Annotated in this window: 11 protein-coding genes; 4 read left to right on the top strand and 7 right to left on the bottom strand. The window is 33.7% G+C overall.

Annotated features, from left to right (window positions below; genetic code table 11):
* Positions 1-50: 50 nt before the first annotated feature.
* The 7 genes from ACMHJ2_RS16685 to ACMHJ2_RS16655 all read right to left on the bottom strand — a co-directional run bounded on the left by ACMHJ2_RS16685 (position 51) and on the right by ACMHJ2_RS16655 (position 11510).
* Positions 51-1163, bottom strand: a complete 1113-nt coding sequence (locus ACMHJ2_RS16685) for a hypothetical protein (RefSeq protein ID WP_413513998.1) — start codon at positions 1161-1163, stop codon at positions 51-53.
* A gap of 9 nt (positions 1164-1172) precedes the next feature.
* A complete protein-coding gene (locus ACMHJ2_RS16680; protein WP_413513997.1) occupies positions 1173-1772 on the bottom strand; it encodes a hypothetical protein in 600 nt (199 codons plus the stop codon).
* A 1216-nt stretch (positions 1773-2988) separates the two neighbouring features.
* The gene (locus tag ACMHJ2_RS16675; RefSeq protein WP_413513996.1) at positions 2989-4239 is read right to left on the bottom strand and encodes a hypothetical protein; all 1251 of its coding nucleotides are present in this window, start codon (positions 4237-4239) and stop codon (positions 2989-2991) included.
* A gap of 21 nt (positions 4240-4260) precedes the next feature.
* A complete protein-coding gene (locus ACMHJ2_RS16670; RefSeq protein WP_413513995.1) occupies positions 4261-5124 on the bottom strand; it encodes a hypothetical protein in 864 nt (287 codons plus the stop codon).
* Between the two features lie 869 nt (positions 5125-5993).
* The gene (locus tag ACMHJ2_RS16665; protein WP_413513994.1) at positions 5994-8756 is read right to left on the bottom strand and encodes a bifunctional aconitate hydratase 2/2-methylisocitrate dehydratase; all 2763 of its coding nucleotides are present in this window, start codon (positions 8754-8756) and stop codon (positions 5994-5996) included.
* Positions 8757-9277: 521 nt separating this feature from the next.
* The gene (locus tag ACMHJ2_RS16660; protein WP_413513993.1) at positions 9278-10651 is read right to left on the bottom strand and encodes a peptidylprolyl isomerase; all 1374 of its coding nucleotides are present in this window, start codon (positions 10649-10651) and stop codon (positions 9278-9280) included.
* Positions 10635-11510 (bottom strand): hypothetical protein, encoded by an 876-nt coding sequence (locus ACMHJ2_RS16655; RefSeq protein ID WP_413513992.1) that lies wholly within the window; start codon positions 11508-11510, stop codon positions 10635-10637. Before ACMHJ2_RS16655 ends, ACMHJ2_RS16660 begins: the two co-directional genes overlap by 17 nt.
* 335 nt (positions 11511-11845) lie before the next feature.
* Here ACMHJ2_RS16655 and ACMHJ2_RS16650 point away from each other — a divergent pair, with 335 nt between their 5' ends.
* The 4 genes from ACMHJ2_RS16650 to ACMHJ2_RS16635 form a co-directional block, all read left to right on the top strand.
* On the top strand, positions 11846-13441 hold the full coding sequence (locus tag ACMHJ2_RS16650) for a peptide chain release factor 3 (RefSeq protein WP_413513991.1): 1596 nt from the start codon (positions 11846-11848) through the stop codon (positions 13439-13441).
* 481 nt (positions 13442-13922) lie between these two features.
* Entirely contained in the window at positions 13923-15821 is a 1899-nt protein-coding gene (locus ACMHJ2_RS16645; RefSeq protein ID WP_413513990.1) for a type VI secretion system Vgr family protein, read from the top strand.
* A 2-nt stretch (positions 15822-15823) separates the two neighbouring features.
* A complete protein-coding gene (locus tag ACMHJ2_RS16640) occupies positions 15824-16618 on the top strand; it encodes a hypothetical protein (protein ID WP_413513989.1) in 795 nt (264 codons plus the stop codon).
* A 40-nt stretch (positions 16619-16658) separates the two neighbouring features.
* Positions 16659-17402 (top strand): DUF4280 domain-containing protein (locus tag ACMHJ2_RS16635; protein WP_413513988.1); only part of this gene is annotated, 744 nt, incomplete at its 3' end.

Below are 17402 nucleotides of genomic sequence, written 5' to 3'. Positions count from 1 at the left end.
CTCTATTAAGATATAACAGGTTGGCGAAAATCGTTGTATACCGCTTATTTTTAGGCCTTACAAAAAGCATCTTCGGTTCTTTTAAAACTCTCGTAACTTCTAAATCCACTCGCTAAAATAAGGTCTTCATCGATTTCATCTCCTTGATTAACAACCGATTTAATTTCAATATATTCTTTATATCGGCATTGATTAATATATTGAGAAAAGTTCATCTTGTAGGTTGTGTTAATAAATTGAGATAAATAACTTCTATTTGTCATTAAGTCCCTAATTAAATCCGTAATTTTCAGTTGAGGATTTAAAAAAGGTTTCTTTTCCAACATATACTTTTCAAAAATTATTTTGTCAATAGTTAATTCTTTTAGCTTTTTATTTTCTTCTCTGTCAATCTTTTTTTCTTCTTCTAAAATATCTTCTGTTATATGAGCAAAATTTTCGCAAAACACATTGTAACAAAGGCTAATATTAAAGAACATAAATAAGAAATTAGAGATTAGCTGGCCAAAGATTAGGTTGGTTTGAGCAAATAGCATCAGGTAAAGAAGTATTGACCCAGGAAAGAGTAAAAACCCTATTACAAAAACGGGATACAACCACAATAAGGAATCTCTTTCTTCATCCGAAGAATAATTGGCTATATTTTTTCGGTAGCGAATTAAACGATACAAAGACAATACTAGATAAAAGATATTATACAAGGTTGCCATAATCGTATCTTCATTTGACAGCAAAAAGGAAGGGATATTTTTCTCAAAATAACGTTCTTCTACTATTCCTTCTAATCCTGTAATGTGATAGAGACAAAAAACAAGTCCTATAGTTAAACAGATAATATAATTAAAGTATTTAAATCGCTCTACTTTTTGTAGCCGAGTAAGAATAAAAATGAGATGATAAAACAAAGTAGGCATTAATAGGGCTGTTGCAAAGTTCACCCCTTTGAAACAACGTAGCTGCCATACTTGAAATACATCAAAAAAAGTTGTACTATAAAAAAAGACACATACAATAAAAAACAAAATTAAAACAACAGAAACTCTTTTAACATTTTGATCTGTTGTTCTTTCGACTAATTTAAGCCCCAGTAGGGTTAAACAAAAGAGCGCCGAGAAGATTGAAGATGAAAAAGAGACCCCTAAGAAAAGATTTTCGTAATCCATAAGTAAATATTAATATTGTTGTCGCTTTTCAGCGCTATGAGCCGCCCGTAAATAATGTCTATAGTCAGAAAATCCTGCTTGTAAAACTAAATCTTCAATCCTATTTTCTTTGTGTCGTCTTTGTAATCGTTCGACTTCTTTTAAGCGCCAGCAATTAATAAATTGACTTACATTGCAATTGTAAGTAACATTGATAAATTTTGACACATACGTTCTATTTACACCAAAGTGACTCACCAGTTTATCTAATCGAAAATCTTTGTTCGTATAAGGCTTATCGTTTGTAAAATAGGTTACAATATCTTGTTGTGTCAGGAGATTTTCAGCTTGTGTATGCGAATTAATAAATGTTGATTCTAGTACATCATTGGTTAGTGTTCCCGTCTGATCCACACAAACAATTTGTCCCGATGACAACATGATATTCGTTTTGTAAGCTACAGGAATTTTTAATCTATTTTTCTCTAATAACATATTAAATGTCAGTATTACATGCTGAGCAGAAAGCACTAATACGGATATACTCTGCATAATAACACTATAATTATTAAAGTAAAACGAGAGTGTAAATACCGTTTTTATCAATAAAACTACATGTACCCAATTCATTCGTTTAATTTTAGTTTTCCGCTTTAACTTTTCCTTGTGATAGCAATAAATTCTTATCCAACACAAAACTGTGTAGTATACGATATTCAATGTGATGTAAACCCTTAAGTATTTGGAGCAAAAAACATCAAAATCCAATTGTTTACTGCCTTTAGTTGCAGACAAAGCATAAACAAAAGCATAGGATAGCACGAATAAAATAAAGATCATCTTATACTGGAAAAAGTCAAATTTCTTTTTTGCAGGTATGATATAGCATATAAAATGGTAGAAACACACTTGAGATAAGGTGATTAACAATGAAAACAGAGGGAGTAGAAAGAGTCTTAACTCCGCTAAATTGTAGGTTAAATTAGTTGTAATCCACAATAAAAATAAGGCAAAATAGTATCCCCCTAGTGTTCTCAAAATTGGTATTTCAGTTACAGAAAGATTTTTGTAAAAAACAACCATTAAAATAATTCCACAGGTTAAAGATGAAATCATAGGGATGGAAATTAAAATGTACTTGAGTAGCTCCATTGCTTTTCTTTTTCTCGTTCTTAATTGCGTACTATTGCGTAAAGCGCATTGATTTTATTCTACTATAAACCTATCCTACTATTTCTCACCTTTTCAATGATAGCAAGGCAAATCTGTAGTACATTGATTTTTGTATTTAATATTCTATTTTTTTTTATTCTCATTTGAAGGGCTATTCGCAATTAATATCGATTCATTTCGCAACTTAAAAATGCTAAGGCTACTAGTAAAATCTTCTATTCTTTTCTTCCTCTATATCATTTAAAATCAACTCGTAGTATGAAATCAATAAACTAAATTAGTCATCCTAATACGCTTATAATTGAATTATTAGCGTCAAACAAATTCTTTTGGGGCATAGATTTGTTTGAATTTTGTATATTTCCCTTCTCTATGCAAATAATATTCCAAACTAACATTGATGTCACCCATTCGGGTATTAAAATCACTTTTTTTAATTCGTTTATTGGATACTTGGGATAAAATAAGCCGTTTCTGTCTATTTTACATTTCTTCCTTTTTTAATTTAGTCAAGGCTAATTGGGCAAACTTAATTTGAGGATTTTCTGGTAGAAAACAACTTTTTTTCTTTTGTCTCCACCTAGCATTGCGCTTTACTCTATCTTTTCAAATCTAAAATTAAGGTTCAAAAATTGAAAATTATTCAGGTGAGAAAACCCACCTGAATAAAGGCTTACTTTGCTGTAAACTCAACAATAATTTCATAATCCCCTTCTACTACGGGCACATACATTTTTCCGTTTCCAAGGTTAAAATCGAATCGTGTTTGGGTAACATCAATAACAACATCGGTTACTGCATTGGTAATTAATTGCTTTCCTTTAAATACTTGTAGGTTAAGAATGCGATCAATATGTCGGGCTCCCTCATGTAATTTCCCATCAAGCTGTACTTTGTTTGCTTTTGCTCCTTTTATTTTTGTTGTTGTTTTATAGATATAAACCGCATCACCATCGATTTGATTTCCCGTTTTTATAACTGTATCTGTAGTAATTTTGTTTCCAGCTTCGTTTTTAATTATTTCTTTAATTTCTGTATTTTCTGTAATCGAGTTAATGATACTAGGTGTTAGATCAATTTGTTTTTTTTCATTGGTCTCTGTGTCAACGAAATAAACACTATTGGCAGGTATATTATCAATAGCTACTTGCGTGAAATAAACATTTCCACCTTGGTTCAAGATATTTGTTATTTCCTGTTTGATACTTTCGTTGTTTTCGATAATATTGGTTACATCGGCAGATAGATTTAAGTAATCGATGCGGTTATCTTCTCCTAAATATTGATAGTAGATTTCTCCTTTTTTACTTGCTGTAAAGTTAGGCTCAGCATTGGTCAATTCAAATGCAGGAGCTTGTCCATCTTCTGTGATTAGTGCTTTTTTAAAGAACGTACGCGTTTCCGCCTCTTTCACACCTTCTTGTAAATCAACTGGTTTTCTTTCATAAGTTGCTGTTGTTTCATTGTAATTTACACTGTAAATTTTATTGTCAACGGGGTCAATGATAAGTGCTGCCTGACTTACTGATTTATCACTACTTTGAGGATTAGTAGGTACCAAGAAATCTACTATTTTTTTAATTTCACCTAGATCCAAATTTTCTCCCCCTAACGCGTCTGAAATAGCATCCTTTAGGCCAATTTCATCAATGATTTGATTCCATTTGCTGTCTTTCCAAAAATAGAATCCTTTTTTAAGTACCGTTCCTGCATTAAATACGAGCAAACTCTCTATTTCAGTACCATCAATAGGAGAAAAAACAGTTGCACTCGTTAAACTTACTCTTGGTATCAAAATACCTTTATCATTGGCTTCAATATCCAGCATCGCTGAATCAATGGGTGTTGGTGTACCAATTCCTACCTGCGCCTTTGCTACAAAACCTGCACCTAGTAAAAAGGCAAAAAATACAATTTTCTTCATGTTTAAAATTTCTGTTTTTGTTTATATTCTTTCAATAATTAATTCTGTGCTTTTATTCATATGTGGATAGGTAGTAATTTTATAGATTTCATTCAAATCTTCTAAAGAGATATAGCAAACCATCTTAAAAAAAGTACTAAGAGATGCTCGATCTTTCTTTGTACTTTGCGATGAATCGTCCAAAAAATACCATTGATTTGTTCGTGGTGTATAATGCTTTTTTGCGAAATTTTCGTTATAAGGAACAATAGTTCCTTCCTTTGCGTACCAAAGAATCGTATAACTACTATTTTTTAATAGGGCAAACTGCATAGAAATATCATTATTCCCCATATCAACCAGTCTAATTTTTAGATTTTCATATGTAAGCTCCTTTTTTGATATACTAGATCCAGGACGATCATATTCCATATACTTTATGATACTTCTAGCTTGATTCGGAAGTGGATAGGCAATCCTTTCATTATAAACTTCCCAAGTATCAAATTTCCCTGCTACAAGAGTAATTGCATTACCTGAAGGTAATGGGTGTGAAACAGCTTCATAAGCGATTTGAGAATCCCCAAATACTATTTTTCCATTTCCTCCTGTATGCAAGGTAACCGCGCCCGTACCCATCGAATTTTTAATATGATAAACACGACCTTCTATTTTTTTTTCTTTCAAATTTGGTAAAACAATACTTCCACCATCACCTGCGTTTTTATACGTAATATAGAAGTCATCCTCTTTGATTTTGTATGCTCTTTCGTAAACATCCGTGACTTTTCCCCCAAAAGAACCATTCACCGTTAATGAACTGGTAGGATCAACAGTATTTACGCCAACTTGTGCCTTAGCAGAACTTATTAATAAGCAGTACGCTATAAAGATTATTCTTTTCATCTTTTTGTTGTATTAATTTTATACGACAAAGAAATCACCACTCCCCAAAAAAAAATCACCAAAGTGTAAAAAGAGCAAAGTAAATTTGGATATACCTTTTTCCTTCTTGTAAATCACTGTTTCATTTACTTTTTAAAAAAAATAATACACTGAATTACAGCATATTAAAAATAGAAATTAACAAAAATAAACAATTAATCACTTCTTTATGTAAGAGTGAAAAAGCACTTTTTTTAAAAAATAATGGACTAAAAAATGGCTAAAGAAAAACAAAATATACAAATCGAAACTTTTTGGTGTAGTACTAAAAGGTTTTTCTAAATCTAAATGAATGAGACCCGTCGATTGTCATCTCTGTACTAACTCAATACGCAGAAGAGAGCTACAAGCATTATTTTTTTTCTTGTAGCGTTTACGAACAAATTATAGCAATAAAACGTCTAGCTTTGAAAATAGATGAAATAACTTAGTAGACCAACTACAAAGTATTAAAAGTGTTAAAATAAATCATTTATACGACCTTAAATCTACATAGCATCGGGTAAATATATACTTGAACTCTGATTTAGTCTATTCACTTCTGTTTATACTTTTAAAATTACGCGTAGAATCCTACTATTTTTTCTCAAGTGTGAAGTAATGTATAGTAGAAGTACTGGATGAATATGCAGGATGAAATTCTTCCACTTAGTTTCATTTTGTATACAGTAATTAAAAGGCTTTTTTTATTCAGGTCAACTATTAATCGCTATAGAATTATTGTTTAAAAATGGTATTAAGAGCAAGAAGTAAGGACTCTAACTTATCATCAAAAAAAAAGACCCTCTTAAAAAAGAAGGTCTAATTTTATTGCTGTATTTTTAGTCAAATTACTTTGTAGAAAGTGGTTTAAACTTTGTTAAGTTAATCCCTTCTACAGAAGCTTTGTATTCTTCCATTGTAGGAACTCTACCCAAAATAGCAGAAAGAACAACTACTGGTGTAGAAGCCAAAAGGGATTCCCCTTTTTTGCGTTCCGTATCTTCAACCACGCGTCCTTGGAATAAACGCGTTGATGTTGCCATTACGGTATCTCCTTTAGCTGCTTTTTCTTGGTTACCCATACATAAGTTACAACCTGGACGCTCTAAATACATAATATTTTCATATTCTGTACGTGCATTATTTTTAGGTAAAAGGTCACTAAATTCAAAACCAGAATATTTTTGTAAATATTCCCAATCTCCTTCAGCTTTCAACTCATCAATGATATTGTACGTTGGTGCTGCTACTACTAGAGGTGCATTAAATTTCACCGAACCCATTTGTTTTTCAATATTTTTAAGCATTTGAGAAACAATTTTCAAGTCGTCTTTGTGAACCATACAAGATCCTACGAAACCAAGATCAACTTTTTTGTCTCCCCCGTAGTAAGAAAGTTCTCTAATTGTATCGTGCGTATAACGTTTAGAAACGTCATCGTTATTTACATCTGGATCGGCAATCATTGGTTCTACAATGATATCAAGATCTACCACTACCTCTGCGTAATATTTAGCATTTGCATCCGGAGTTAAAGCTGGTTTATCTCCTGTTTTTATCTCTTCAATGCGTTTGTTTGCTTTATTAATTAAACCTTGAAGTACATGGTTTCTATTATCCATACCTTTATCAATCATGATTTGGATACGGCTCTTAGCGATTTCTAAAGATTCAATTAAAGTGTCATCTTGAGAAATACAAATCGATGCTTTCGCTTTCATTTCAGCGGTCCAATCTGTGAAAGTAAACGCTTGATCCGCTAAAAGTGTACCGATATGAACTTCGATAATTCTTCCTTGGAATACATTTTCTCCACCAAATTGTTTCAACATTTGAGATTGAGTAGCGTGAACCACATCACGGAAATCCATGTGCTCTTTCATATCTCCTTTGAAAGTAACTTTTACAGATTCTGGAATTGGCATAGAAGCTTCTCCCGTTGCTAAAGCTAAAGCTACAGTTCCTGAGTCAGCACCAAAAGCAACCCCTTTAGACATTCTTGTATGAGAATCTCCACCGATAATAATGGCCCATTCGTCAATTGTGATATCGTTTAATACTTTGTGGATAACGTCAGTCATTGCATGATACTCTCCTTTAGGATCACGCGCTGTAATTAAACCAAAGTCATTCATAAACTTCATTAATTTAGGAATATTTGCTTGCGCTTTTTTATCCCAAACTGATGCTGTATGACATCCAGATTGGTATGCTCCATCCACGATAGGAGAAATAACAGTTGCCGCCATTGCTTCTAATTCTTGAGCAGTCATTAATCCTGTTGTATCCTGAGATCCAACGATATTAACTTCTACACGAACATCAGAACCTGCGTGTAATACTTTCCCCTTAGTTACACCTACCGCATTTCTATTGAAGATTTTTTCAACTGCAGTCAATCCTTGACCGTCAATCGATATTTCTTTTGAAGGTGCAAATACTTCTGGAGTTTCAATCCCCAATAAGTTAGCAGCAAAAGTTTGGATTTTTTTACCAAATACGATAGCATAAGATCCACCTGCTTTGATAAATTCTCTTTTTTGAGGCGTAAGGGCTTTCGAAATATCGATTAACTCTTGCTCACCCTTGTATAATTTTTTCGTTTTTGTATTAATTGTCAATACCGTACCAGTAGCTACAGAATAAACCTCTTCTAAGATAGGTTCTCCTTTTTCATTGCGAACTACTTCTCCGTTTGCATCTGTCTTTTTTACCCAGTTCTTAAGGTCAATTCCAATACCCCCCGTGACATCTACAGTTGTTAAGAAAATTGGAGAGATTCCATTTGTACCTGCAACGATTGGCGCAATATTCACAAATGGAACATAAGGACTTGCTTGCTTACCTGTCCAAAGTGCCACGTTATTTACCCCTGACATTCTAGAAGATCCAACTCCCATTGTCCCTTTTTCAGCAATTAACATTACTTTTTTACCTGGATGTAACTCTTGTAAGGCTTTGATTTGCTGTTGAGCTTCTGGGCTAATCATACACAAGCCATGAAGTTCACGATCTGCACGCGAGTGTGCTTGATTACCTGGCGATAATAAGTCCGTAGAAATATCTCCTTCACCTGCAATAAAAGTAACTACATCAATTGTTTCATCAATTTCAGGAAGTTTAGTAAAGAACTCCGCTTTAGCATAACTTTCTAAGACCTCTTTTGCAATAGCATTTCCACTTACAAAGGCCTCTTTTAAACGATCAGTATCTGCATCATACAAATACACTTGTGTTTTAAGTACTTTTGCCGCTTCTTGAGCAATTGCTACATCATTACCTAAAGCTAAATCTAATAGCACTTCGATAGAAGGTCCACCCTTCATGTGTGATAACAATTCCAAAGCAAAGGTTGGTGTAATTTCCTTAACCACTACTTCACCTAAGATAATCTCTTTAAAAAATTTCGCTTTAACCCCAGCAGCACTTGTTGTACCAGGTAAAACATTATAAATAAAAAGTTTAAGAGATTCAGCGCGATGCTCATTCTCTGTATCTTTTATCTGTGCTATAATTTCACTTAATAGCTCAGCACCATCAATTGGCTTAGGGTTAAGTCCTTGATTTTTTCTTTCTTCAATCTCGTTGATGTAATCCTTATAAAAGCTCATAATTCATATCTATTATTTACAGGTAGTTGAAAAGCAAAGGCCCCCCCTTCCCTATAACCGATTATTTTGTATTAGTTATTTTTCTTCTTCAACTTCTTCTAGTCCGATAGGAATCTCTTTGAAATTGTTTCTTTCTTTTTTACTACTTGGTGCACCGTTCTCATAAAATAAAAAGACACCTACTAGTTGGCTAAAAAAAAACAATTTTAAATCGAATACCCGTTGTTCAAAAAGAGGATTTGACTTGTATTTTATTTTTTGTCCTCGCAAATTTAATCAATCTAATTAATTTTCAAAAATTTTTAATATTTCCCTCAAATCCAAAAATTATTATTTATAAACATTCTACTTTACTGAGTAAACTACTATACTTTTAGTATTTATTATCAATAAATCTGAAATTAATTATTTTTTTATCTATAATATTAAAATATTCCAAACATTCAATCTTATTTAATAAAAAAACGACATTCTAGTCTATTGCTAAAATGTCGTTTTCAATCCTTTAGATTATTATTTTCTTAGTTTTTAAGCCAATTATTATGGAATTTGCAGTCTCTATATTCCCCTTGAATGTTAATATAGGCGTCTTTTATCTTCTTTACAATCCATTTTTGTAACTCTTCTTCCTGTTTTTTGTTCAAAGCCATGTTCTTAACCTTCGTATAATCGTCTACAAAGTCAATTTTATGTGCTGGTATTTTTTTGTTAATCGTTACAATACGATAACTTTTTTGTTCTCTATAATCTGTTTTTAAGGAAACTCCAGAGATTTCATGTTCCGTAAGTGAATTAACTAAAAAGTACAATTCTCTATCTTCCATTTTATTTAAATCAAAACGAGGATCCATTGTTGCAGGATCTCTTAAAACACCACCATTTTGTTTGGTGTCTTTATCATCCGATGAAGCTGCTGCTGCCTCAGCAAAAGTAATTTCGCGATTGATAATTTTTTCGCGAATTCCCTCTAGCTTTTTCTTTGCTTCTGCTAGCGCTTGCTCAGTTGGTTTTGGTGTTAATAAGATATGGCGAACATCTAAATGTTGTCCTCTAATTTTCTCTAAATAGATAATATGAAATCCAAATTCCGTTTCAAATGGCGCTGATATTTCTCCTTCTGCTAAACTAAAAGCGATTTCTTTAAACTCTTTAGCAAAGGGATCTTTCTTTGTAATAGAATAAAAACCTCCATTAGCCGCAGATCCTTTGTCATCCGTAAAAAGTACTGCTTTACTGAAAAAACTAGCCCCATTATTTAAAACATCATTACGCATTTCATTGAGTCGATCAATTACTTTTTGTTTTTGTTCTTTAGATATTTCTGGTTTTACCACAATTTCTGCAATTTCTACCTCATCCCCTACGGTTGGTCTTTCATCTTCAGGAATAGATTTAAAAAATTGTCTTACCTCCTCAGGGGTAATTGTTACCTTCTCTACAATGTGTCTTTGCATCGCTTGAGTCAGTTTATTTTGTTTTACAATATCAAAAAAGTAATCTCTAAATTCTTCTTCTGTTTTTTTATTGTAAAAACCTAAAATACGGTCAATTCCTCCTACTTCCTCGACCATTCTATTAATTTGGTCATTCATATATCCCGTTACTTCAGTATCACTAACCTCAATACTATCTTGAACTGCTTGATGGGCATATAACTTATCTTCTAACAAACGTTCAAATAAATCGCACTTTGATAAATTTTCAATAGGAACACGTTGAGCCTTTAGCTCTAATAACGTTTTATCAATCTCTGATTCTAAGATTACATAATCTCCAACTACGCCAACAACACCATCAATCTTTCTTTTTCCCGCTGGATTTTGTGCTTGCAAACCTCCTATCATAATACATGATAGCCCTAGTGCAAACATCACCTTCTTACTGATAAATTTCATAATTTTTATCTTTTTTTGCATCTTTTAAAATATCTTCTTCAATCTGTTTTAATAATTCCATTTTTCGGTTATTTAAAACCATTAATCGCAAAGAGGGTTCTAAATAAGAATAAGGTACAGTATCACCTTTTAGCAATACCCGATTGATGCGCACAAAGTACGTACTATTTTCATCCTTAACCTCGAAATAGGTATTATTTTTTAAATATTGGTCTCTATTTTCTGCATTAACAAAGGGTAATTTCTCATAGATTTGAGATACATTAACCCAAAGAGAGTCGTTTAATACATAGGATTTCATTTGTAAGGACAATTGATCTAGCAATTCATACTTGATCGCTTTCCCGCCATTAAATCCATTCTTTATCTTATTAAAATGGGTATTTGTATTTAATATATTAACATAGGAAAGTTTGACTAACATATCATCTACTCTAAAACCGGTTTTAATTTTATCGTAGTATTCTTTGAGGTCACTGGTTCTAACAACCGTATCAACCGATTGTTGAACTAATTTTTCCAAATACCCTTTAATCAAGAGTTCTGTTTTGAAATTGGCAACTAATTCATCAATTTCCTTTTTCTTCTCATCGGACAGATTAAACTCAGCAGCATCCATTAGCAATTGTTTCGTTGCCCATTTATTGATAAATAGTTCAACCATAGCTAAGCTGTCTTTTGCGGTACTTTGAGGAGGAACGAGATTTTGTAAAGAAGATCGTTCTAAATAGGTATCATCTACCCTAGCGATATACTTATCTCCATCTAGTTTTTTTTGCTTATCGCAACTAGTATAGCCCAAAAGTATGGCCAGTAAAACCACACTGTGTTTTATATATTGAATTCCTCTATACTTCATTACTTCTACCTTTTTTCACTTTGCTAACAAAAATAACACTTCTCAACCGCAAAAGGGATTATTTTTAAAAAAACTAATAAAAATAGACTTAAACAAGCGAGTTAAAAAACTTAATTAACAATATTACTAATACCTCATTTATTTACCTTAAGGATTAACATTCTATTTAGTTTTTTCGGCCAAAATAAGTACTATAACGTTCTTCATCCCTTATTTCTAGTTTTTATTTATAGCCCTTTTGGGGTTAGTAAATAAATGAGTTGCCCAAGGATTGTTATTCATTATTATTATTTTCAGCAAATAATGAGTATTTTTGCAACCTAATTTTTTTAGAGATGAGTTTTTTAACAGAAATAGACCGCAGGAGAACATTTGGTGTCATTGCTCACCCCGATGCTGGTAAGACAACCTTAACAGAGAAATTGCTACTTTTTGGAGGAGCGATTCAAGAAGCAGGTGCAGTAAAAAATAATAAGATAAAAAAAGGAGCTACCTCCGATTTTATGGAGATTGAGCGCCAAAGAGGAATCTCAGTTGCTACATCTGTATTAGCTTTTAATTATAAGGACAAAAAAATCAACATCTTAGATACACCTGGGCATAAAGATTTTGCTGAAGATACTTTCCGAACCTTAACCGCAGTTGATAGTGTTATTGTGGTTATTGACGTAGCTAAAGGAGTTGAGGAACAAACGGAAAAATTGGTTGAAGTATGTCGTATGCGCAACATTCCAATGATTGTTTTTATCAACAAATTGGATCGTGAAGGTAGAGATGCTTTTGATTTAATGGATGAAGTAGAACAAAAACTTCAACTAAAAGTTACGCCTTTAAGCTATCCGATTGGAATGGGGTATGATTTTAAAGGAATCTACAATATTTGGGAAGATAACGTGAACTTATTTACCAATGACAGTAAAAGAAACATCGATGATGTCATCAATATTTCTGACTTAGAGTCGGAAGAATTAAATCAGTTAATTGGAGATAAAGCCGCTGCAAAGTTAAGAGAAGAGTTAGAAATCATTCGTGAAATCTACCCTAATTTTGACAGAGAAGCTTATATCAATGGAGAATTACAACCCGTATTCTTTGGTTCTGCTTTAAATAATTTTGGTGTTCGCGAATTATTGGATTGTTTTATCCAAATCGCCCCTTCACCAAGACCAAAAGAATCAGACACAAGAATTGTTGAGCCAAAAGAAAAAGAATTTAGTGGTTTTGTATTTAAAATCCATGCTAATATGGATCCTAAACACAGAGACCGTTTGGCCTTTATCAAGATTGTTTCAGGAACTTTTGAGCGAAATACCCCGTATTTACATGTAAGACAAAACAAAAAATTAAAATTTTCTAGTCCCAATGCCTTCTTTGCAGAGCGAAAAGAAATTGTTGATATATCCTATGCAGGAGATATTGTAGGCTTACACGATACAGGAAACTTTAAAATTGGTGACACCCTTACTGAAGGAGAAATAATGAGCTTTAAAGGAATTCCAAATTTCTCACCAGAGCACTTTAGATATATTAACAATGCAGATCCAATGAAATCTAAGCAATTAGAAAAAGGTATCGATCAGTTAATGGATGAAGGGGTTGCACAATTATTCACCTTAGAAATGAATGGTAGAAAAGTTATCGGAACTGTTGGCGCTTTGCAATACGAGGTAATTCAATATCGTTTAGAGCATGAATACGGTGCAAAATGTACCTATGAGAATTTCGCGGCATACAAGGCCTGTTGGGTAAGACCTGAAGATCCTAAAAATGAAGAATTCAAGGAATTCAAACGCATTAAACAGAAGTTTTTAGCCTTTGATAAATCAGGACAACTGGTTTTCTTAGCAGATAGTGAATTTTCAGTGCAAATGACACAAAGTAAATTCCCTACAGTAAAATTGACATTTACTTCAGAAGAGATTGAAAAATAAGTAGTTATATAATACAATTCTATCGTTCAAATACAAAAGGATATCCTCAAAAAGGATATCCTTTTATTTTTTAACTACTTCCCTCTCCCTCCTTTCAGATTTTAGAAAAAGAGCAAATCACATTTTCCTTATCTCTCATCTATTTTTACTCGGAGATAATCGTATCTCTTTACTCCTTTTTATTTAAAGAATTAAGTACTTAAAAACCTTAAACATTAAGGTCAAAGTAATAGTCCCTAAATACCCTAAAATCACCTATATTCTTTTTTTTATTACATAATTTAAAATTTATTGATATAAATACTGAATTATCATACGTAATAACTCCATTTTACCACATAAAAAGAGGTTAAATTGCAATACAAGAAATAACCTATTTAGGTCTTATTGTATTTATTCTGCTTTTATTTCTCTTAGTAATTGAATTAGAAAAAAGGCAAGTATAAAAAATATTTTTTTAGCTAAATCTGAATCTTTAAGTATGACTAATTCTATCTCAACGGATGGTATACACAGCAATGCTACGGCGCTAATCCATCACCTCATTCACGGAGTGAATCATTTAGTACAAGTAACCTTTATAGCAGAAGGCAAAGAATTAATCAATTATAAACACTTCGAATTAAACCAAAGCTCCAAGACTCATCATGCGTTTACAGCCTCTTTTAGTCACGATAGTTTACAAACAGAGGAAACCTATCAAATGGAAGAGGCTCAGCATTTATTAGGCAAACGCTTACTTGTTTCCATTCGTTATAAAAATAGTATCGCTAAGCCTGAGCGCATTTTTTCAGGTATTATTACTCAGGTTAGTTTTGAGCAATCCCATGGCAATAGCGGTTATTTAGTTCTTAAAGGGTATAGTCCGACCATTCTTCTAGATCAAGCTCCTCATATTCAAAGTTTCGGAGGTAATAACGCTATTTCTTTGCAGGCTATCGTTTCTCAAATTCTAGATGAAGGCTATTATCAAAACAGCAAATACAAATCGCGGATTCAACTTTCTAAAACCTCCGCGATATCGTACAGCTGTCAGTATAACGAAACTGCTTATAATTATTTAGCGCGTATGGCTGAAGCGTATGGAGAACCATTTTTTTATGATGGCGAGGTTCTTCATTTTGGAAAAATACCAAACCCAGAAAAAGCGATACAATTAGTTTATGGACGGGATGTTGATCATGTAGAGATTCACCTGCATGCCCGTCATGTCAATCGTCAGTTATACGGTTACAATAGTTTTCGCAATGAGCGATTAAGTGCCACCGAAGAGACTCCTTCAGAAATAAAAGGAACCTTAGCTCAAGCAGCTTATGCTCGATCTCAAAAAATATTTACATCTCCATCTTTACAACAAGCCCCCCTAAAGGCGGCAACTAATCAAGATATTCAAAACGTACAACACAGCGTGATTAGCAATGAGGGACTCCATGTTTTTGTCACAACCGGTATAACTACAGTTCCTTTTCTATATCCCGGATGTCTAGTCGCTCTACATATGCTTCAGCCCGATAAAAAAACACCTCTTCATTTTACGACCTTGGTAATAACAGACATTCACCACACCTTAGATGCTTTAGGTAAATATGAAGGGCGGTTTGAAGCAGTAGATGCTCAACTCGGCTCTCTCTCTCGTATAGACTATGAACAGCCCGTTGTAGAGCAACAAATTGCCACGGTAGTCAACAACAAAGACCCGCATTCAAAAGGACGGGTACAAGTGAGATTTGATTGGCAAAATACAAATCAAAACACCGCATTTATTCGGGTAATGACAAACAATGCGGGCAGCAGCGCCCAAGTAGATGCGAACCGAGGATTGGTGTTCATCCCCGAAGAAGGAGATCAGGTTTTAGTGAATTTCATAGGTAATCAACCCGATCGTCCATTTGTATTAGGAAGCCTATTCCACGGAGAAACAGCAAAAGGGGGAGGTCAAGACAATCATATCAAGAGTATTATCACCCGTAGTGGGCATACCATTCAATTTACAGAAGAAAAATCCATTGAAATATACGATACCGTAGGTAACCACATATTACTCGATACAACAACTAAATCAACTACCCTATCTGCACCCGAAAATCTGTTGCTCATCGCAAAAAACATTCAATTTCATGCAAGTGAAAACCTTACAGCTATAGCAGAAGAACATCTTGTTTTACATGCAAATAAAAACATAGATCTAACAGCAGGCCATGATTATCGCCTCTCTGCTCGTAATACGCATGCTCAGATTGTATGCGATACACTTTGGTATTCGAAAAAGTATCTCGTAAGTAGTGAAACCGCACGCATTGAAACTACTATAGATAATTTACAATTAGCCTCCAATAAAGAAATTGAAGTGCTGAGTAACAAAAAAGTAAAATTATTTTGACCATGGAAATCCAACCTTTTTTTATTTTCTCCTTCAAAAAAAACACCCCCTTTAGTCTTGGTATCGAAACTACTAAAGAAAATAAATCCCAACAAATAAGCTATAGAATTGAAATTATAAAAGCCGCAAAAAAATCAAAGGGCCTAGCTGTATTTACCATTAAACGAAATCTAGAACGGCATTCTTATCCGCTCAACTATCCCTATATAGAAGCACTTATCCAAAGTAATTCTCTGTGGTCTAATTTAAAATTAGCTCTTACAAACGAAGGTAAAATTCAACACATCTTAAACCTAAAAGAAATACAAACGTATTGGCATACAATTTTAAAACCCCAACTTCAATCTACGTATGAAGGTCTTAGTATTACTAGGATAATACTGCAATTAGACACCTTAGTTAAGCAGGAACAAAAATTGATTAACCAATTGCAAGAAGATCTTTTTTTTCATGTATGGTTGCGGATAATTAGTGGTGAATATCAATACCATCCCCTCCTAAAAAAGCTGTTCAAAATAAATGGATATAGAGATACAGAAGTACACTATACCTATAAAATAGAACAACAAACTAAACCGCATTTTTTTTTGAAAGGAAGAGGTAAAAAGTCTTCCGATACCCTTCTTAAGCTTCAAAAAATAGGGCAGTTAGCAGATGATTCTAAACTCATCCATCAGGAACAATTTCAGGCTGAGTTAAATGAATCGCATGAAATCACTCAACTACAGTGGAAGGAAACTTATAGGGATGCAAAAAAAAATTATTGCGCATCACAACTAACAGTAAGCCGAACATGAACTCATTAAGTAAATAAGCTTTATAAATAGAACAACAAAAATGCATGCTACGGAAAAAAACAAGAAAGTAGAACATATTCTTCGTTCATCATCGTTACAATCCGAAGATAAAACAGACCAAAAACAAACAGACCAAAAACAAACAAGCGGAGAACAAACTGCTGCCGCCTCTGATCCATTGTCAAGCTCAGCCTATGTTGTTTGTCAAGGAGCCACATGTAGCTGTACGGGAAATCCCTCTGTTTTTCCTGAATTAGCCCTTACAAGCCACCGAAAGTTTTATGCCAATACGCAAGACAAGCTCATTGCGACGATCGAGGACAATCAATTTAAGGTTGGTCCTGCCCCCTTTGTGGTGTGCAGTTATAAAAAAGGCAATGATAAAACCTGTACGTATCTCCCCCGTGGATTTTGGGAAGTACCTCAAAACGATCATTTTCCCTTGATCGATGGACGAGACATCTTAACCCATCAAGCTCAACTGGGTTGCACCCTAGGAGGAACCCTTCAAATATTCACCCATGGACAGCTTATCACCCTCGATCAGCATGAGGTAGAACAAGCCCTTGAGGCCTTTGTCGATCTCACCCCTTTTAGTCCCCTGTTGGATTTAGAGGCGTTGCATCATTTTGAAGTCCCCACCTATGTTTCCAATGTAACAGGTTTAACACTGAGCAATCAAAGTGAGCTCCATTGTGGTTCTGTGATGCAAGGCGGTCCTCAAGCGCTTCGCGTCTTGAAGGGGGAAACATTGATCTTTACCGCTACTACTTCGCCCGAAGAC

This window comes from Myroides odoratus (assembly GCF_965118575.1).
In the GTDB taxonomy this organism is placed as follows: Bacteria; Bacteroidota; Bacteroidia; order Flavobacteriales; family Flavobacteriaceae; genus Flavobacterium; species Flavobacterium odoratum_B.
Note: the sequence above shows the minus strand (reverse complement) of the source record. Positions and strands in the feature narration are given on the sequence as shown.

Bases quoted from the DNA above. Each gene is read 5' to 3' on its own strand.
- ACMHJ2_RS16645 (WP_413513990.1), top strand. From the start codon at position 13,923: ATGACTAATTCTATCTCAACGGATGGTATACACAGCAATGCTACGGCG.
- ACMHJ2_RS16685 (WP_413513998.1), bottom strand. From the start codon at position 1,163: ATGGATTACGAAAATCTTTTCTTAGGGGTCTCTTTTTCATCTTCAATC.
- ACMHJ2_RS16675 (WP_413513996.1), bottom strand. From the start codon at position 4,239: ATGAAGAAAATTGTATTTTTTGCCTTTTTACTAGGTGCAGGTTTTGTA.
- ACMHJ2_RS16665 (WP_413513994.1), bottom strand. From the start codon at position 8,756: ATGAGCTTTTATAAGGATTACATCAACGAGATTGAAGAAAGAAAAAAT.
- ACMHJ2_RS16670 (WP_413513995.1), bottom strand. From the start codon at position 5,124: ATGAAAAGAATAATCTTTATAGCGTACTGCTTATTAATAAGTTCTGCT.
- ACMHJ2_RS16650 (WP_413513991.1), top strand. From the start codon at position 11,846: ATGAGTTTTTTAACAGAAATAGACCGCAGGAGAACATTTGGTGTCATT.
- ACMHJ2_RS16655 (WP_413513992.1), bottom strand. From the start codon at position 11,510: ATGAAGTATAGAGGAATTCAATATATAAAACACAGTGTGGTTTTACTG.
- ACMHJ2_RS16660 (WP_413513993.1), bottom strand. From the start codon at position 10,651: ATGAAATTTATCAGTAAGAAGGTGATGTTTGCACTAGGGCTATCATGT.
- ACMHJ2_RS16680 (WP_413513997.1), bottom strand. From the start codon at position 1,772: ATGAATTGGGTACATGTAGTTTTATTGATAAAAACGGTATTTACACTC.
- ACMHJ2_RS16640 (WP_413513989.1), top strand. From the start codon at position 15,824: ATGGAAATCCAACCTTTTTTTATTTTCTCCTTCAAAAAAAACACCCCC.